The sequence below is a fragment of the Rhizobium sp. 01T417 genome, from assembly GCF_056398905.1.
The window spans coordinates 17,477-35,452 of record NZ_JBFTQH010000039.1 but is presented as its reverse complement, the minus strand read 5'-3'; the positions used below and the strand labels follow the sequence as shown (position 1 = coordinate 35,452).

Annotated in this window: 14 protein-coding genes and 2 pseudogenes; 6 read left to right on the top strand and 10 right to left on the bottom strand. The window is 56.8% G+C overall.

The genetic code is table 11. From position 1 onward, the window contains the following. Positions 1-12: 12 nt before the first annotated feature. Together AC1DPR_RS26010 and AC1DPR_RS26005 are read left to right on the top strand one after the other, a co-directional pair. Positions 13-747 (top strand): SDR family NAD(P)-dependent oxidoreductase, encoded by a 735-nt coding sequence (locus AC1DPR_RS26010; protein WP_477817431.1) that lies wholly within the window; start codon positions 13-15, stop codon positions 745-747. 69 nt (positions 748-816) lie between these two features. Then, positions 817-1,416, top strand: a complete 600-nt coding sequence (locus AC1DPR_RS26005) for an NADPH-dependent F420 reductase (protein WP_477817430.1) — start codon at positions 817-819, stop codon at positions 1,414-1,416. A 370-nt stretch (positions 1,417-1,786) separates the two neighbouring features. Here the strand turns inward: AC1DPR_RS26005 and AC1DPR_RS26000 are convergent, their stop codons facing one another. Beyond that, positions 1,787-1,972: a hypothetical protein gene (locus AC1DPR_RS26000; protein WP_477817429.1), complete on the bottom strand. Its 186-nt coding sequence runs from the start codon at positions 1,970-1,972 to the stop codon at positions 1,787-1,789. A 504-nt stretch (positions 1,973-2,476) separates the two neighbouring features. Here AC1DPR_RS26000 and AC1DPR_RS25995 point away from each other — a divergent pair. From AC1DPR_RS25995 to AC1DPR_RS25980, 4 genes and pseudogenes are all read left to right on the top strand, one after another. Then, positions 2,477-4,414, top strand: coding sequence for a GTP-binding protein (locus tag AC1DPR_RS25995; protein WP_477817428.1), 1,938 nt, complete (start codon positions 2,477-2,479; stop codon positions 4,412-4,414). A 205-nt stretch (positions 4,415-4,619) separates the two neighbouring features. After that, positions 4,620-5,038, top strand: a pseudogene (locus AC1DPR_RS25990) (DUF1269 domain-containing protein). A 339-nt stretch (positions 5,039-5,377) separates the two neighbouring features. Then, entirely contained in the window at positions 5,378-5,635 is a 258-nt protein-coding gene (locus AC1DPR_RS25985) for a glycine zipper domain-containing protein (protein ID WP_113471511.1), read from the top strand. A gap of 35 nt (positions 5,636-5,670) precedes the next feature. Further along, positions 5,671-6,231: a YqhA family protein gene (locus AC1DPR_RS25980; protein ID WP_113471512.1), complete on the top strand. Its 561-nt coding sequence runs from the start codon at positions 5,671-5,673 to the stop codon at positions 6,229-6,231. A 120-nt stretch (positions 6,232-6,351) separates the two neighbouring features. Here the strand turns inward: AC1DPR_RS25980 and AC1DPR_RS25975 are convergent, their stop codons facing one another. From AC1DPR_RS25975 to AC1DPR_RS25935, 9 genes and pseudogenes are all read right to left on the bottom strand, one after another. Continuing rightward, on the bottom strand, positions 6,352-7,866 hold the full coding sequence (locus tag AC1DPR_RS25975) for a peptide MFS transporter (RefSeq protein WP_477817427.1): 1,515 nt from the start codon (positions 7,864-7,866) through the stop codon (positions 6,352-6,354). Positions 7,867-9,382: 1,516 nt separating this feature from the next. Further along, a complete protein-coding gene (locus tag AC1DPR_RS25970) occupies positions 9,383-11,218 on the bottom strand; it encodes a peptidase domain-containing ABC transporter (RefSeq protein WP_477817507.1) in 1,836 nt (611 codons plus the stop codon). Between the two features lie 43 nt (positions 11,219-11,261). Further along, positions 11,262-11,366, bottom strand: a pseudogene (locus AC1DPR_RS25965) (hypothetical protein); the annotation flags it as partial. Positions 11,367-11,564: 198 nt separating this feature from the next. Next, positions 11,565-12,635: an HlyD family secretion protein gene (locus tag AC1DPR_RS25960; protein WP_477817426.1), complete on the bottom strand. Its 1,071-nt coding sequence runs from the start codon at positions 12,633-12,635 to the stop codon at positions 11,565-11,567. 296 nt (positions 12,636-12,931) lie between these two features. Next, positions 12,932-13,600, bottom strand: coding sequence for a DsbA family protein (locus AC1DPR_RS25955; protein WP_156828732.1), 669 nt, complete (start codon positions 13,598-13,600; stop codon positions 12,932-12,934). 408 nt (positions 13,601-14,008) lie between these two features. Continuing rightward, complete coding sequence (locus AC1DPR_RS25950) at positions 14,009-14,164, bottom strand: hypothetical protein (RefSeq protein WP_156828731.1); 156 nt, start codon at positions 14,162-14,164, stop codon at positions 14,009-14,011. Between the two features lie 485 nt (positions 14,165-14,649). Then, a complete protein-coding gene (locus AC1DPR_RS25945; RefSeq protein WP_198011806.1) occupies positions 14,650-15,486 on the bottom strand; it encodes an alpha/beta fold hydrolase in 837 nt (278 codons plus the stop codon). A 305-nt stretch (positions 15,487-15,791) separates the two neighbouring features. Next, positions 15,792-17,390: an MFS transporter gene (locus AC1DPR_RS25940; protein WP_477817425.1), complete on the bottom strand. Its 1,599-nt coding sequence runs from the start codon at positions 17,388-17,390 to the stop codon at positions 15,792-15,794. Beyond that, complete coding sequence (locus tag AC1DPR_RS25935) at positions 17,387-17,827, bottom strand: DoxX family protein (RefSeq protein ID WP_018856259.1); 441 nt, start codon at positions 17,825-17,827, stop codon at positions 17,387-17,389. Before AC1DPR_RS25935 ends, AC1DPR_RS25940 begins: the two co-directional genes overlap by 4 nt. Positions 17,828-17,976: the final 149 nt, after the last annotated feature.

The window sequence follows — 17,976 nt, the reverse complement described above, 5'->3', positions numbered from 1 at the left end:
AGGATGTATGCCATGAACAGACTAGACGGAAAGACTGCCGTGATCACCGGTGGTGCCACGGGCATTGGCCTCGCGGCCGCGAAACGCTTTGTCGAGGAAGGAGCCTTCGTCTTCATCTTCGGTCGCAGACAGGAAGCACTTGATGAGGCGGTGGCCGACCTAGGAGCCAATGCCCGGGCTGTGAAGGGTTCGGTCTCCGACGAGGCTGACCTCGATCGACTGTACGCGGCAGTGAAGGCCGAGCGCGGGAACCTCGACATCGTGTTTGCCAACGCCGGAACCGGAAGTCCGCTTCCTCTCGGCGAAATCACCGCAAAGCATATCGACGAGACCTTTGAAACCAACGTGAAAGGCACGATCTTCACGGTCCAGAAGGCGCTGCCGCTCATGGGCAAAGGCGGATCAATCGTTCTGACCGGATCAAGCGCAGGCACCACGGGCGCCCCGGCATTCACTGCCTATAGCGCGAGCAAGGCAGCAGTCCGCAATCTTGCGAAAACATGGGCCGAGGATCTGAAGGGCACTGGTATCCGAGTGAACGTGCTCTCTCCCGGGGCGACAGCTACCGAACTCGCTAGGGAAGCTCTGGGAGAGGAAGGCCAGAAGGCATACGGAGCAATGACCCCACTGCAGCGCATGGCCGATCCGGAAGAGATCGCGGCCGCGGCGGCATTCCTCGCATCGTCAGACAGCAGCTTCATGACCGCCAGCGAAGTGGCCGTCGACGGCGGCCTCGCCCAGCTCTGACGCGCGGCCTGCGGCGCCCTCGAAAACGATGGGAGCGCCGCAGGAATATCTTGAACCATGGAGAAGATTATGACCTACGCAATCGTTGGCTTCGGCAAGTTCGGCCAGGCTCTCGCCAGGACGTTCGCTCGACGCGGCATTGAAGTATCAGTTGCGACCACTCGCGATCCGGACAGCTTCGCATCTAAGGCCGCCGCTATAGGGCCCGCGATCAGGCCAGCTACCCTTGCAGACGCCATCAAGGCGGATGTCATCTTTCTGGCAGTCCGTTTCGAGGCCCACTCCGATGTCGCGAAAGCTCTGCCCGACTGGCAGGGGAAGATCATCGTCGACGTTACCAACGCCTATGGCGTCCCGCTCGAGAAGCTGGGAGACCAGGCATCCGCACAGGTCGTCGCAAACGCGTTCGCAGGCGGCAGGGTAGTCAAGGGCTTCAACCATCTGGTCGCGGGTGTTCTTGAGCAAGACCCGGACGTGCACGGCGGCAGGCGGGTCGTTTTCCTGGCGAGCGAGGACGAGGCTGCGGCGACGGAGATTGGCAAGCTTGCCGAAAATCTAGGCTTTGCACCGATCAACCTGGGCGGCCTTTCCGCAGGCGGACTGCTTGTGCAGGCCCGCGGGAATAAGTGGGGTCACCTCATCTTCAAGGACTTGGTCAAGTTCGACTGACCGAGGTTTCGCAAACCCACCAAAAGGAAGGGAGAAATCCAATGAGCATCGAAGAGAACGTTCAGACTCTGAAAGACATCTTTGAGCGATAGGTAGCGGCGACAAGGAGAGATTGCTGGCGCGATCGGCCGAACACATCGAGTGGATCGTTCCCGGGACAGACTGGTCCCTGGCGGGCACCCATCGCGGACACTGGATTGGACGACCTTCTCCAGAAGGCCTCCGAAATCCAGAGCTCGTCTAAGTCGCCTCCGGAGTACGTCGCACAGAAAACCCGGGTTCTCGTGATCGGTGTCGCCGAAGGAAGGTGAAAGCCACGAACAAAGTCGTTTGTGGAGGGCCTCGGCCTCGACAGGTTTCCCGCGGTCGGTCACCACTGGGGTTCGAACGAGGCCGAGGCCCTTGCGATTGCGTTGCCGGAGCCCTTGAAGCCGGATATCAGCATTCCTGAATGCCTGCGGACCAGGGTCATATCGTCGGTGACCTTGGGCGGGACCGAAGCGGACCTAATCCAACGCGAAAGAACACCAAGCTCATACGGCTTCAGATCGAGCATCGACTTCTCGCTACCATCCATTGCGAAGGAGCAATTGTTCAGCGGTTGCGAAATACATCCGACGCGGAGATAATTTGAAGCTCGAACTATTTGTATCAAGGTTAGTGATTTCGTCGAAAAGTTAAGGGTTCAGTATTTTACCTGATACTATTTGTGTTATTTTTCAACCGTTAGACAAATCCCGAAAACTTGAAATCCATAGAAATAGCAAACGCGAAACGTTCCTTGTTGCGCTCGCACTGTTGGTGCGCTCGTGTTCAGACACGAAATTCATGTGCGTGGTCGCGGCGTGGTGCAGTTGGCGGATCGCAACGGAGCCGGCTGCCCTGCTGAAGAGGCCACCATCGAGTTTGGCCCCTCGCTTGACGAAATTCTTTAACGCCATTACAAGTTCTAAGTGTATCTCCGACTTGAGATGCAGATAGTTCTCTATCCTGGAGGCCCCAATGCGCCGAGTGACTTCTCAACAAGTTCAAACCCGAAATCTTGAGAAGTTGATGGATCATGCGCACATTAAATTTGGGCATCCTAGCTCATGTGGATGCAGGCAAAACTAGCCTTACCGAACGCCTCCTTTTCGATACAGGTGCAATCGCCAAACTCGGCAGTGTCGATGGCGGCACCACCCAAACAGACAGCCTCGCCATAGAACGACAACGCGGGATAACCATCGCTACGGCTGTAGTGTCGTTTCGGATCAACGATCTGGACGTCAACCTGATCGACACTCCCGGTCACCCAGATTTCATCGCCGAAGTCGAGCGAATATTGAGGTTGCTCGATGCGGCCATTGTGGTCGTATCGGCCGTCGAAGGTGTACAAGCTCAGACGCGAGTGCTGGTACGCGCCCTGCAGCGACTTGGCATTCCGTTCCTTGTCTTTGTTAACAAGATCGACCGGATGGGAGCGCGTTACCTCGACGTCGTTGCAGACCTCGCCAAGCAATTGGCGGTGCGGCCGATAGCGATGATGGAAGCGAGGGATATCGGAAGCCGCGTTGCGACCGCTAAATCAATCGATGTCAGCCACGACCCGGGTTTTTCGGCCCTTTGCGAGATGCTCACTGTCAATGACGACTGCCTGCTTCGTGACTTCATTGCTGCTCCGGAGCGGTTGACGCCAGCGCGGCTTACCAAAGCCCTGGCAGATCAGGTCGCCAATGGCCTGATTCATCCGGTGTACTGCGGGGTCGCAATGACGGGCACCGGTGTATCGGAATTCCTCTCAGCAATCGAGATACTCTTGCCCAGCAGAACCCCTTCTCCTGACGGCCCGGTAAAGGGAAGCATCTTCAAAATCGAGCGCGGTTGGGGCGGAGAGAAGTTCGCCTACCTTAACCTGACTTCAGGCACGGTAGCCGCGCGTGGACATCTTCAACTGCCAACTGGTAACACTAAGGTAACGAGCATCCAGGTTTTTGGCGAAGGAAACCTGCATAGACACGAATATGCACGCGCCGGTCAAATCGCCAAGATTGGGGGACTAACCGACGCGCGGATCGGGGATGAAGTTGGAGCAGACGGTCGCTCTTATCTCGAAGGGCAATTCGCACGACCGACACTGGAGACCCAGGTCTCACCGCAACGACCGTCGGAAAGCCGCGCTTTATGGGCTGCCCTGCAACACCTGTCGGAACAGGATCCATTGATCAACCTGCACACAAATGAAGATGCGAGTGCGATGTATCTGTCGCTTTATGGCGAGGTTCAGAAGGAAGTCATTCAGTCAACGTTACTTTCAGACTACGGAGTTGACGCGGTGTTTCAGGAAAGTACGGTCATCCTTGTCGAGCGGCCGATTGGGACTGGACGCGGACTTGAAGTCATCTTCAAGGAGGCCAACCCCTTTCTTGCAACGATTGGCCTACGGGTCGAGCCACTCCCGGAAGGGACAGGCAATAGTTTCGCGATGGAAGTGGATGCGGGACAAATGCCCGCTGGGTTTTACCGAGCCATCGAGGAGACGGTATCCGAGACCCTAAAGGCCGGCATCCATGGGTGGCAGGTAATCGACTGTCATGTCGCGCTCACTTCGGTCCGACATCACTCCCCGTCGAGCACTGCCGCTGATTTCCGAGAGCTTACACCACTCGTTTTGGCGGCAGCTCTTACTTCCGCGCAAACGATCATCTGCGAGCCCATAGAGCGTTTTCGGCTTGAGGTCCCCGCAACCGCATTGCCCAACGTGCTGGTCGCACTCGCAAAATCAGGAGCGTCGACCGAGGAAACGCTGATTGAAGGTGGTATCGCCCAATTGCGAGGCATGGTTACCTCCGCTCAGGTCCAGGCTATCCGACGGGTCCTGCCCGGATTATCCGGCGGTGCCGGGGTTTTGGAGAGCGCGTTCGATCATCACAGCCCCATTGCGGTCCCGCCTCGTGCTCGCGCTCGCACGGGCGCAAACCCCTTTGATCGCATCAACTATCTTCGGGCGATCCATTGAGACACTCGCGGGAGCGGCACCGCACGCCCGCTCCCACTTTGATGACAATGTCTCTGGCTCAAGTCGCCAAACGAACGAACACATTCTCGGCTTGAACACGATTAACGTCGACTTGTTCCCTGCGCGCATTTCGTTAGGTTGTATTTTTTCATGAATTGCCACTATGATGACGGCGTCTGCATTTCCGTCGATGGAGGACATAGCCATGTCAACGTTGATTGCGATTGTTTATCCCAACGAAGCCAAGGCCGAGGAAGTGCGCCAGCGCTTGCTCGAGCTGCAGAAGGAATACTTGGTAAAGGTCGGAGACGCTGTCATCGCGACCAAGGCCGAAGACGGCAAGATCAAATTGAACCAGCTGGTCAACACCACGATTGCCGGTGCCGCGTCGGGCAGCTTCTGGGGCTAACTGATGTCGGCATCAACGATGCTTTCATGAAGGATCTTGCAGCCAATCTCCAGCCGGGCAATGGGGCGTTGTTCGTGCTGATCCAAGAGATGACGGCGGATAAGGTCCTCAAGGAGATCTCCGCCTTTGGCGGCGTGGTGCTCAAAACTTCGCTCGATGAAACGAAGGAGCAGGTTTTACGTGACGCATTACAAAAAGCATCTGCGACCAGCTAGACCTCTGGGCGACGGACCGAAGAGTTACCACTCGGCGCGTTACCCTTCTGAAAGCACTCTCAGTTTGATCCTAACCTTCGCTACCTCAGGCGGAGCCTTTGTCGCTTCAGGAAGCGGAGCGGGCTCAGCGGGATTTTGCGACGCGGCGGCCGGAAGGTTCAAACGCAGACGTGGATCAAGGAAACATAAGCGCAAATCTAGGGCTCCAATATCAAAAGCCAGCGCAACGATCGTTGAAGGTGCCAATCCCTGATTAGCCGGCCGGTTAATCCCTTGTTTCTGGATTTTTGATCACCGTGCGTTAGCTTTTGCAGTGCGGTTTTAATTGGAGGTCGGTAAATGCTGAGGAAGATTGCAGTAGTAACTGCGGCAATTGGCGCATTGGCGTCTTGCACACCCACCGAGCGGGGAACCGCAATTGGCGCGGGAACAGGTGCCATTATCGGCGGAGCTGTCACTAATGACGTGGGCGGTGCGGCCGTGGGTGCGGTCGCAGGCGGTGTCGCTGGTGCCTTGATTGGCCGTTCAACCGAGCGACGCGGATACTGCCTTTACCGCGACCGATTTGGTCGCACCTTCGAAGCCCGCTGCCGCTGATCAACTATCAGAGACGCGCCGAAGAACTGGTCGGCGTGGAAAGAAAACTTGGGTTAGCAGCCACTTTACTCCCCGACAGCTTCATTGAAGCAATCAATGATCGACGAGTGGTGATCAAGATGTTTGCGAGGCTATTGGTATTAAGCCGTTATATCATGATCCTGCCAGTGGTCGTGACGTTGCTTGGAGCCATATCGCTGATAATTTACGAAACTGCGGTCATGGCACTAAGTATCCGCGATACAGTGGAGGACATTGCTATCTCGACGCAAGCAGTCAAAATGTTTGCGATCGGAGTGGTCGAGGGCATTGATGTCTTCCTAATCGCCGTAGCCGCCTACATTATCAGTCTCGGCCTTTATACGCTTTTCATTGACGAGAATCTGGATCGCCCCCGATGGCTCATGCTGAAAGATCTCGAAGACCTGAAAGCAAATTTGGTCAGCGTGGTGATTGCCGTGCTTGCCGTACTATTTCTTCGAGAGGCTGTTGGGTGGGATGGGTCGCAGAGAATTGTCTATCTGGGCGTGGCGACAGCCCTTATCATCTTTGCGCTAGCCTTCTACCTTTCCAAGCACAAAGGCTCCCCACCATGATGCGTGGTCGTTCGTCGGCAGGCCGCTTCTACGTCAAGCCGGCCGGCGGCTGGGGACGGAAAATTCTGGCCTGCGCACCATTGCCGGCCTGGCAAATTGCCTGGAGAGCACGAATAGCATCTATTGCGCCGGAGCCGTTTCCTCTATCCGCTCGCTTCCGCCGAGCGCCCATCGGGTGACTGGACGAGCGAGAAGGACGAGAACGATCCCGAAGCCGGCGCTGATCAGGAAGATGCGGGTGAACGCGTCCGGAAGTCCGGCGGCATGCTCGGTGTCCATTCCTGCGGCTAACAATCCCGCCATCAGGTTGCCGAGCGACGCGGCGACGAACCAGAACCCCATGATCTGGCTGGTAAAGCGCTCTGGCGCAAGGCGGGAAAAGGTTGAAAGCCCGACCGGACTGAGCATCAGTTCGCCCACTGTGTGCAGCAGGTAGGTACAGACGAGGAAGAGCCCGGTAACCTTTACGCCCGTTGCCGCTGTGTGCGCCGCCGGTACTAGGATCAGGTAGCCCAGGCCCATCGCGACGAGCGCCAATCCAAATTTTACGAAAACGGGAATGGTCCAGCGTTTCTCGGCGTAGATCCAGAACGCCGCAAAAGCCGGGGTCAGCAGGATGATGAAGAGGGAGTTCAAGTTCTGGAACCATGAGGCAGGCACGGTGAAACTGCCAAGCTGGCGCTGTGTGAGGTCGTTTGCGAAGAGGTTGAGCGAGGAGCCGGCCTGTTCAAAACCGGACCAGAAGAGCGCGGCAGCCACGAAAAGGAGGGCTAGGACGATCATGCGCCGTTTCTCGGTGCCACTAAGGTCCCCTGCCAAATAGATGTTGAGGAAGAAGCCGATGGCCACGGTCACGATGATCAGGCCCATGGCCTGTGCCAACCCTTGCGCGCTGGTCAGATTGATCTGACCGGTTAGCGCTGCTGCGGCTACCAGGACGACGACGAGGCCACCGATGGCACCGGTGAAGAGGTGGTCACGACGGCCGGTCGCCGCGTCGGGGTGATGGTGCACGGCGGGCGCCCCACCCTTGTCGGCAAGGGAGGTGCGGCTCGCCCGCAGGAAGTTGATCAACCCCAAGAACATGGCAGCGGCGGCCGCGCCGAAACCCCAATGCCAGCCCCAGTTCTCGCCGAGGTAGCCCGCAATAAGTCCCCCGAGGATCGCGCCGATGTTGATGCCCATGTAGAAAAACGAGAACCCTGCGTCGCGGCCGCCGATATCGTTCTTGTCGTAGAGTTGGCCGACCATGGTCGAGATGTTTGGCTTGAGAAGCCCGGTGCCAATCGCGATGCAGAGGAGGCCGAGGAAGAACACCATTGCAGCGGAGCCGGAGACCGCGAGCAGGACATGCCCGATCATGATAACGACACCGCCAACGACGATCGCGCGCTTGCAACCCCAGAAGCGGTCGGCGATCCAACCACCTGGTAGCGCCAATATGTAGGCCGACGCGGTATACAGGCCATAGATCGCTGCGGCGTCGGCCGTGGTGAGACCCAGGCCGCTATTCTCGACCCGATCCACGAGGTAAAGGATGAGGATCGCCCGCATGCCGTAGTAGCTGAAGCGTTCCCACATCTCGACGAGAAAAAGCGCAACCAGTCCTGGTGGATACTTGACAGAGGTCGTCATCGGCTCCCCCCAAGTTATACATCTGCGCGAGTATAGCGCCAATCACCGCGGAAAGCGCGCGCTACTGACCGTAACCTCGGCGTCAGCAGCATATTGGATGAGATTGATTGCAGCTTTGAGCGATCGCAAAGGATATCAGGTTAGGTCTATGAGGACAAAGCGTGGCTAAACCGGACTTACGACGGCGCACTGGCGGACTTCGAGTGTGCAACTTTGCTTAGGCGATGGGGCTGGATTGCAAGGGCGGTACATAGAGCCGGCCGGGTGCTTTCTGCGAGGAGGTTTTTTCGTATCAATGCTGCTTGACGCGAATACGGCCCACCTCTGGAAACGAATTTGCTAGATACGCGATTGATACTCGTGGTTGGCGCACCATTATCCTCCGTAGGAAATCTTTCTCGAGCAAACATAGTTGGTGGAAGACACGATCATGTTACGCTCTTTGCTCCTAGTCATCTGCTTGACCATTGCAGGAGCCTCGCTTTTAGCGTGCGCTCCTCTTACCGAGCCCATCGATGTTAACAGCAATGCCGCGCTCAGCACGAAGTCAGCAAATAGGAACCCAGGCCCTAGGCGCGTCAAAAGCAAGACTGACTGCAAGGCAAAGCCCAATTACGCAGGGATGCTCCGCACACTCTGCTATTGACCACTTAGAGCCCCTTTCAACGGAGTTGGGTGGCTAAGCCGCGGGAACACTGGCATAGTCGTCAACGGGTGCGTTTCTGTTTGAAGCTTCTTCACTCGCAAAAACAAGCTATCCTATTGAGGTTGCGTGGGTATTCGAAACAAATGACGTCAATCCTGATCCCGTCGCCATAGGGAACGCTGCCGCCGATGACGACGTCGCAGAGATTGATCCAGATGCGTAACATGATACCTCTGTTCCCCCCGGGCAGGGCAGCGTTTGCGTCCGCCATTTCCCGCGGCGACTCGCTTGCTCCCGATGGGGCATTGACCGCGCTTGCGAACTCTAGGAGGACCCGTCTCCCATCATTTTGACAACGTGGCCGCGGTGCGCTCGCACGATAGGCTCGACAATGGTTGTTCGGCACACCTTCAACAATGTCAGCGTCGTGGCCTCAATCTCGCTCCAACCGAGAGTAACCAACGACGTCCGCGTCGAGGATTGCTGCAAGGGGGACTTATGCCAGCCCACAAGACTAAGGCCCAATGGGATGTTCGCTGAGAGCGAAGCGCTCCGCCTTGAAATGCCGGCGAAGTTCACGATGGGTGACTTCGGTATTGGCGGATAATCCGGTCTTCCATCTAACGTCGAACACGAGAAGTTGCTGCTCGTCGTGACGCGTGCGGCTTGAGACGAAGCGGACTCGCAATCAAGGGTATCGAGCACGCGTCGCAGTTCCTCGGCTTCAAGCGATGACCAATCCGCGAAGATTTCGACGCGAGTACGTTGCCGCCTTGAATCGATTCGTCAAAGGCCCGCATTGGTGACAGAAAGAAAAAGGCAACTGCAGTACCGACAAGGCCACTACCCAACTGTCCGCCGCCGCAAAAATCAAGCAAGGGAAATCTGTCGATCCGCCATATCGATTGTTGATTGCCGGTGCGCGACGATGACCCGAGTAATCCTCAAGGCCCCGACTGCGTTGTTTATCGTCGCTTCATTCTTGGAATCTAGATGACTGGTTGCTTCATCGAGAAAGAGGATCGAAGGCCGCCGGTACAAAGCCCGCGCCAGAAACAATCGTTGTATTTGGCCGCGCGACAAAGCACTCCCCATATCCCCCACGAGTGTCTCGAAGCCCATGGGCATCTTAAGGATGTCTTCGTCAATGGCTGCGATTCTGGCACACTCCTCAACCCATTTGTCATCGAACTGCGGATCAAACACAGCAATGTTCTCTGCAATTGACCCCGCAAACAACCGGTCCTCCTGCAACACGCAGGCTATCTGACTCCGGTAGTAACTTAGACCCATCTGCCGGATATCTTGCCCGCCGAGGCTGACGGTTCCGCTCGTCGGCGTAATCAACCCAGCCATGATTCTCAGGACCGTTGTCTTTCCGGAACCGGACGCACCGGTTGTCGCCAAACTCTCTCCTGGTGAAACAGAGAGGCTCAACCCGTTTAAGACGAAGGGTTCGCTGTCGCCGTAGCGGAAACATATGTCTGTCGCGCACAATGCTCCAAGCCTCACTGGATTCACGAGAGTGGCAAAGTCACGGCGGGTCATTTCTTCTGGTTCAGCCAGGGCAATGTCGGCTACACGCTCCGTGTGGAGGTTCAACATTCGCAGTTTTACCACAAACCCAATTAAGCTTTGAGATCGCACGATGAACATCCCTTTGTATGAAATGAACGCGATTAGCATGCCGGTCGTCATATTGCCGCCGATCACCGCTCTGGCACCCATCCAGAGCGTCACGATGCCTTCCACACCTGCCACAAAGGTCGCAACTGTTCCAAAAAGTAGATCCAACTTCTTGATCCGGAGTCCAGCATTGATGGTGTCAACAAGCAGGTTGAGCCAGGCGTTTTGGCGGCGCTCGCAAATACCCAACGCCTTGATGCTTGCAATGCCGCGTATCGTCTCCATGAAGTGTGTGTCTTCTTTGGCGTTATGGACGATTGCCGCCTCATTCGCCTCCCTGTAGGGGACGTATGCGAGAAGTCGAAGGATCAGATCGAGACCGAGGCTAACGAGCGCGACAGCTGCAAGCTGACCGCCGAAGAGTACCATCATCGCCGCTGAAGCGAAGATGACGATGACGTCAAGCATGGTGACAACGAGTTCGGCGGTTAGTGTCGTTTGAATTGGGGTGAGCGACCCAAACCGCGAAACGATATCCCCTATGTGCCGCTTTTCGAAGAAATCCAACGGCAGTCGCAACAAATGATCGAAAAGGCCAATTTGCCAATGAACACTCAGCGATGTACCTAGCATCAAGCTGGCCCATGACTGGGCAACGCTGACCATCGTTTGGAGGAAGAGGAACAATCCGAGCCCAATGGCAATAAGGCTGAGGAGGTCGAGGTCGCCCGCTACGATCGCCTGATCCACAATGATCTGCGTCCCTATTGGTATTATCAGCCCTAAGATTTCCAGAGCGAGGGACAGGATCACAATTTGAACAAGTGCTCGCTTCAGTCCGACTATACGACCAAACAGACAAATAAGAGGGAGCCGCTGACGCTTGCTTTGCCTTTCAAAATTGCTCCCGGGCCAGGCTTCTAGGGCAACTCCAGTGAAGCTGCTTGAAAATTCGCTTAGCGGCACACGTCTGCGGCCGCGGGCAGGATCGCCGATCGTAGCGTGGTTTGTTGCAACACGCTCGAGCACCACGAAATGCCGGAGATTCCAATGCAATACGTCGCAGATTGCGCAATTCATGTAGGTCAAGCCGAAGCGCCCGAGTTGTCAGTCCTAACGACGAAGCAATTCGAACCATATTGTCTAGCGTGATGCCCTTCAAGGAAGCGCTGAATCGCCGGCGAAGGCTTGCAAGATCAACCTCGTATCCGTGATGTCTGGCCACCATTGCCAGGCATGCCAGACCACATTCCGCGACCTCCGTTTGCAGGATGACAGGGATCGTCCGTCCGAAACCGAAGGACAAGCGACGCAATACGCTCATTTCGTTCGGTCTTCGAAAACGTCGGCGGCACGGCCGTGCAAGCTGTACAAGGGCTCTAAAACCCATTTCCACAAGGGCCAACGGTCAAGAAGAATATCGGTTTCAACCTGCATCCCCGCCTGAATGGGTTGGGCTTGGCCGTAAGCCGTTAACGAATTGCGTCTTCGGTACGACGGTCACACGATATGAACCGGCCGTGGACGGGTCTCCGGCAAGCGCCAACTCCGCATCGCCCGGCTGAATGGTCACCTGCGATACCTTTGTCACCGATCCCTTATACTGGCCGAACCTCTGATAGGGAAAGGCAGCGTAGCGAAGCAACACTTGGGCCCCCACTTTCACAAAGCCGATCGCACTGCTGGGAACGGAAAAATGGATCTCCTGCTCTGATCCGGACGGCAAGAGGAACAGAAGCGGTGCGCCCGCGAGCACAAACTGTCCACGTTGGGCGAGTATAGCTGTGACTACACCTTCGCGTGGCGCGTTCACGAAAACGCGTCGCCTCGCCTCGCCCTGCGCGACTTGAACCTCGATGTCGGACAATCGACATTTCAGATCGCTAATGAGTGACGCGGTGCGCGCTGGCCTGCTTGCCAGTCTAGCGTGGACTTCAATCAGTCGCTGATCCAACTGCGTACGCTGCCGTTGCAACGTGGCCAGGCTGGCTCTGGTTTGCATGAAATCCTGTTGGCGAGTTTCGAATTCCCTTTGAACTGTAATGCCCTGCCCCGCCAAAAGACGATGCTTCATCATCGGGGTTCGCAGGACATCCACATAATCGGAGGTGCCATTAATCTGGTTTCCGACCACTTCCACTTCGCGAACCAAAGCTTGTTCTTGATCTTGGAGCTCTCTTTTTTCGATCTCATCGAGATCGTTGCGACGGTGTATCTCTGCAAGAATTTCCTGGCGCTGAATCTCCAGTTGTAACAGCACTATCGCCTCTGTTTCCCCCAAACTGGTCGAGCTATCAAACCCGAGCGTAGAAAGCGTCGCACCCTGACGCACGGCGACACCTTCCGCAACCCCGATGTTTATCACGCTACCAGCCTGCGGAGCGACGACTCGCACAACGCCGGCGCTCGGCGTCACAATGCCCACAACACGGACTCTGCGCGTGTATTCGCCAAAGATTATGAAAAGCGCCACCAGGCAGATAGCTATCGTTACCATGCCCGCCACCATCAAGATCGGAAGGGACTGCAATAATTTCGGCCTACCCAACCAGTTGACGCGYTGTGCGGCGATGACTTCGGGGCGAAGAAAAGAGGACGCAGTTATTTGCGATAAAAGATGACCCGAGTTTTCTGGCGGCGAGTTGACCATCGTCGACGTCATTTTAGAATAGCGACGCGCAACCTGTCGCACATGAACTCAACAGAATAGCCCGTTGGCGAAGCACTCCAAAAGGGCAATGACAATGCAATGACCGCTCTCGTCGTACCTCGCACTAGGAGCGTAGTTTGAATTTACGGACGCACGAGTACGCCTTCTAGGTATTTCGACATCTCATCGACGGAAAAGGCACCGGAATAGCGCTTTGCGTTGATAAAGAACGTGGGCGTCCCATGCACGTCAAAAAGTTGCTCAGCTTTCTTTCGCCCGTCAATGATTTGATCCAACAAGGTCTGGTTTGATAGGCATTTGAGAAACGCAACTTCAGACAATCCTGCAAGTCTTGAAATGCGCAAAAGAGCTGCCTTAGCATTTGCGCCCCGAGCCCATTCATTCTGCTGCTCGAAAAGCACATCAAGCAACGGCTGCCTAGCTTTCGCCGGAACGCATCGCCCCAACATGGCGGCGCCAGCTGATGCCGTATCGAGCGGAAAGTCCCGCATAACGAAATTTGCCTTACCGGTGTCGATAAATCTCTCCCGCAGCGCTGGAAAAACCTGGGTGGCGAACGCTGCACAGTGTGGACAACCCATCGACGCATACTCAACTATGGACACGGGCGCATTCGCGTTGCCGATGATTACATCGTCAATGGGCTCGTTGCTTACTAGAACCGCCTGTCGCGTGAATTCGCTGGATTGTGGCGCTCGTGAAAGCAACCAAAGCCAAGCGCCACCTGCCAAGAGTATAACGAATGACAAGAGAATTAGGCGCCGAACGCTCATGATTGATTGTTTATACAACTAACACCTCGTTTTCGGCACCTAAGTCTCTGCGGCAATGCGGTCCGCTACGAGGTCGGCGCACCCCCTGGCGCGCAACGATCCTTTCCGTTAGAGCCTGTGGAAGGACGCCCATTCAGGCCCTTGCCATCAGATCCAAATACTCCGCCGGTTGGGGACCTGCTGGAACCCTTCGAAGTCGACTTCCCAGGGTTGCCACTTCCACCACCCCTGCCCCCGCTGATGAGACTTAGTTCGTGACTGTTCAGTTCGCGCATTCGATCTACCTCCTAGCGTTAAGCATTTCAGACAGGCAACACTACTTATAAGGGCTTATCTTGGGGACGCTATCCGTAGATGTACCTAGGAAATATCATCGGCTTTGCCTTTATCGATTTCCAACGGACAAATGTCATATGCCCATTAGGGTTAGCCACCAGATTCCGGACGCCCCACCCGCTCGACGTCTCCCAGATCGACAATGCCTCCACGGACATTCATTTCCTGGAGGTGGTCGACGGAGCGGTTGTGGTCGTCGGCCGTTCGTATTTGGCCGTCGTCACCCGATATGGCGACACTGGCCATCGACTTCTGCCTCACGTGGAAAAGCCATCGGTCTTGTCGGTCGCGCTTTGTCTTACCCAGGCCATCCGCGAAAAATGGCTTGCGGCGCGAAATCTCAGTCACGCCTGGCCAATGTTCGGCCGGCCGCGTCTGTTCGCGGATCTGGAGCGCTGCGTGCCGTTGGCCATTGTCAATCACAACCTTCAGGAAAACCCCTGCTGAAGGTGCCGTTCATCGAATGGCAATACAACACTGCGGCTCCGACTACTTGCGGCGACGAACCCAGCGGGTGCTGTTGTCGTTTCTGCCGGGTACGGCAATTGTCGCCATAAGGGATCAGCATGTTTGCCTTGCACTAGTCGTTTCACAGCCCTACCGGCTTCGCAAAGCTGGAGGTCAGATACAATCCCCGCGAGTCGTAGGTGGATTTAACAGATCGCCCAAAATGCCAAGCCACGGGCGTCCCGGGATGCGGCGATTTCTCGCCGCACCCAACGCATCTGGCTTTAAGCTTTGATGAAGGCCAGCAGATCGGCGTTCAGGACATCGGCGTTAACCGTCAGCATCCCGTGCGAAAAGCCTGGATAGGTTTTGAGCGAACCGTTTTTCAAAAGCTTGGTCGACTTGAGTGCCGAATCCGCGATCGGCACAATCTGATCGTCCTCACCGTGTAGGACAAGCGTCGGCACGGTGATTTCCTTCAGGTCTTCCGTTTGATCGGTTTCGGAGAACGCTTTGATGCCATCATAGTGGGCCTTGGCGCCGCCCATCATGCCCTGACGCCACCAATTCTGTATCACGCCTTCCTGGATCTTCGCACCGTCGCGGTTGAAGCCATAGAATGGGCCGGCCGGAACATCGCGGAAGAACTGCGCGCGGTTTGCGGCAAGTGCCGAACGGAAGCCGTCGAAAACTTCGATCGGCAGGCCCTCGGGGTTCGAGGCCGTCTTGACCATGAGCGGTGGAACGGCGGAGACGAGAACCGCCTTGGCGACCCTGCCGGCCTTTTGACCATGCTTGGCGACATAGCGAGCGACTTCACCGCCGCCTGTCGAGTGACCGATATGCACGACATTCTTTAGGTTCAGGTGCTCGACGACGGCAAACGCATCGGAGGCGTAATGGTCCATGTCGTGACCTTCGGAGACCTGGGCCGAACGGCCGTGACCGCGGCGGTCATGGGCGACGACGCGATATCCATTGGCGAGGAAGTACAACATCTGTGCGTCCCAATCGTCGGACGACAGCGGCCAGCCGTGGTGGAACATGATCGGCTGTGCGTCCTTCGGACCCCAGTCCTTGTAGAAGATCTCAACGCCGTCCTTGGTGGTTACAGTGCTCATGCTTTTGCTTCCTTCAGTGGAGTGCTTCGTGGATGCAGCGTTGGCTGCAACGCTGAAAGAGGTTGGAATTGCAAGGGACGCGGCGGCGGCAGCTCCAGTGATGAGGGCAGCGCGGCGTGTAAGCGGGAAGAGGTTATCGGTCATTTCGGCTCCGGGTTTCCGTCGGGTGTGGTGCGCGCGACGGGTGTCTGATGGACGGATATTGTCGAAGAACAGAGCCATCAACAATTGCATCAATAATTCAGATTTAATTGCGCATATTGAAATTATCGGCGGGCAACTACTCCCGCCACCCATGAGGAGAATCAGGCAGCCCCCGGACGGTTGATCGTCAGGAAATGTCGGACGACTGGTCTTTCCGAGCCTGAATGATACGTCAGAACCTTGCTCTGCAGGTCAGCATCCGCTTGCGACACACGCTTGTGCTGGCGCAGATGCTCGGCCCAGGACTCCACCATGAACCATTCGACAATCTTTTGAGGATTGGCGGAATCCTCGGTGATGCCCCAGCCGTAGGCTCCATCGCGGCGACGTTCCTCGGAGAGTTCGTCGATTGCGCGAAGGAAGGCAGTGCGGTGATGTTTTTCCACCTGGTACTCCATGAGGATCAGGACTGGGCCACGGTCATGGGCGACCGGTTCTGCGACCAGCGGTTCTGGCCAATGGTTTGAGGCCATGAGATCAGCATCGCCGGCCGGCAGTTTGATGCGATGCATGATGATACCAGCGACCAACAGGCCTGCAGCGCCGATCAGCAGTGTACCGGGTACGCCGGCAACTTCACCGACTGTGCCCCAGCCGATGCTGCCGGCCGTCATTGCGCCGTTGAAGACGGTCAGATAGACGGCAAGGCCACGGCCTCGCACCCAGTTGGGCAGGATTGCCTGGGCCGCGCCGTTAAGAGTCGTCAGCGCGGTGATCCATGCGCCCCCGAGGAAAAGCAGGACGATGATGGCGACCCATTGCGGCGGGGCGAGCGAGAGCGCTGCCATAACGAGAGCCGTAATGACTGCGGCGCCGAGAAGCAGTCGATCGGAGTCGAAGCGTTCACGCAACTTCGGCATGACGAGCGCACCGCCGATGGCACCAGCACCGACCGCACCAAGCAGAATTCCGTAGAAGCCGGCATCTCCGCGAAGCAATTGCCTGGCGACGAGCGGCAGTAGTGCCCAGACGGCGCTGGCGAAGGCGAAGAAGATTGCCGCGCGCAGAAGCACGACATGCAGCGGACGGCTGGCTCTGGTATAACGAAGACCGGCACGGAATGCGCCAAGGAAGCCCTCGGCGAGCGCGTCATCGGCATTCTTTGCTCGTGGCCACCAGACCAGGGCAGCGATGACAACGAAATAGCTTGCGACATCGGCGCCATAAGTAATGCCGGCCCCAAAAGCTGCCAGAAGCAGGCCACCGGCAGCAGGTCCTATCGAGCGGGCAATGTTAATGCCGAGCGAATTGAGGGCGACGGCGCTCTTTACATCCTCCCGCTTTACCAGTTCCGGCACGATCGCCTGCCAGGTGGGGCCCATCAGCGCAGCACCAATGCCGCCGAGGAAGGTAAGTCCGATCAGAGCACTGACAGAAAGCATTCCGGTGTGTGCCAGAACCATCAGCGTGATGCTGACTGAGGCGAGCAGGAATTGCACGGCGATCAGGAACTTGCGGCGGTCGAGGATGTCGGTCAGCACGCCGGCCGGGATGGCGAGAAGGAAGATCGGCAATGTGCCGGCCGCCTGAACCAGCGCCACGGCAGCAGGCGAGGCCGAGAGGTCCGTCATCAGCCAGGAACTTGCGACATCGCGCATGAAACTGCCTGTGTTGCCGAGCACCGTGGCTGTCCAAAGAACTGCGAAGACAGGTTGAGCGAGTGGGGCGAAACTGCCCCCTGAGGATCTTGCGGGGCTCATTTGCCCGCTCCTTTGGTGAGATCAACGGCGGCGACGAGAACGAAGGCGCCGGTCAGGCCCAGATGTTCGAAAAAGGCATTCGTTGCCATCATCCGCTCCATGCCAGGGGCGAGTTCCCAGAAACGCAGCGCCACGAGGGTTGCGAGAAGCGTAAACCCGGACAATGCCAACGCCCCTGCCCAACGCAGCAGGCCCGAGACCACCATTGCGGAAGCGGTGAGCTCAAAGAGGATCACAGCCACGGCAAAGAAAGGAGCCGGATGCAGGCCGAAATGGTCCATCTCGGCGATCGCGCCATTGAAATCTGCGATCTTGAAAAGCGGTCCCTGGATATAGGCCGCGCAAAGCGCCAGAAGCGCAACCGTGCGCGTGGTGGGAGCGGTGACGACTGCTGCGAGCGCGCTCCCCTCTTTTTTGAATGATGCTTGGTCAGTCATGTCTGCTCCTTTGAATGTGGCCGGTCGTAAAAAACGGCGCTCTTTATGGCTGTTGGAGCGATATTGGCTGGAATTATTGCCGCCAACAATTGCATCAATAATTTCGTATTAATTGCGAAATTTGCAATTAAGTCGGAGATGGAAACGGG

Bases quoted from the DNA above. Each gene is read 5' to 3' on its own strand.
- AC1DPR_RS26010 (WP_477817431.1), top strand. From the start codon at position 13: ATGAACAGACTAGACGGAAAGACTGCCGTGATCACCGGTGGTGCCACG.
- AC1DPR_RS26005 (WP_477817430.1), top strand. From the start codon at position 817: ATGACCTACGCAATCGTTGGCTTCGGCAAGTTCGGCCAGGCTCTCGCC.
- AC1DPR_RS26000 (WP_477817429.1), bottom strand. From the start codon at position 1,972: ATGCTCGATCTGAAGCCGTATGAGCTTGGTGTTCTTTCGCGTTGGATT.
- AC1DPR_RS25995 (WP_477817428.1), top strand. From the start codon at position 2,477: ATGCGCACATTAAATTTGGGCATCCTAGCTCATGTGGATGCAGGCAAA.
- AC1DPR_RS25985 (WP_113471511.1), top strand. From the start codon at position 5,378: ATGCTGAGGAAGATTGCAGTAGTAACTGCGGCAATTGGCGCATTGGCG.
- AC1DPR_RS25975 (WP_477817427.1), bottom strand. From the start codon at position 7,866: ATGACGACCTCTGTCAAGTATCCACCAGGACTGGTTGCGCTTTTTCTC.
- AC1DPR_RS25970 (WP_477817507.1), bottom strand. From the start codon at position 11,218: ATGAATTGCGCAATCTGCGACGTATTGCATTGGAATCTCCGGCATTTC.
- AC1DPR_RS25960 (WP_477817426.1), bottom strand. From the start codon at position 12,635: ATGGTAACGATAGCTATCTGCCTGGTGGCGCTTTTCATAATCTTTGGC.
- AC1DPR_RS25950 (WP_156828731.1), bottom strand. From the start codon at position 14,164: ATGGCCAGTGTCGCCATATCGGGTGACGACGGCCAAATACGAACGGCC.
- AC1DPR_RS25945 (WP_198011806.1), bottom strand. From the start codon at position 15,486: ATGAGCACTGTAACCACCAAGGACGGCGTTGAGATCTTCTACAAGGAC.
- AC1DPR_RS25940 (WP_477817425.1), bottom strand. From the start codon at position 17,390: ATGAGCCCCGCAAGATCCTCAGGGGGCAGTTTCGCCCCACTCGCTCAA.
- AC1DPR_RS25935 (WP_018856259.1), bottom strand. From the start codon at position 17,827: ATGACTGACCAAGCATCATTCAAAAAAGAGGGGAGCGCGCTCGCAGCA.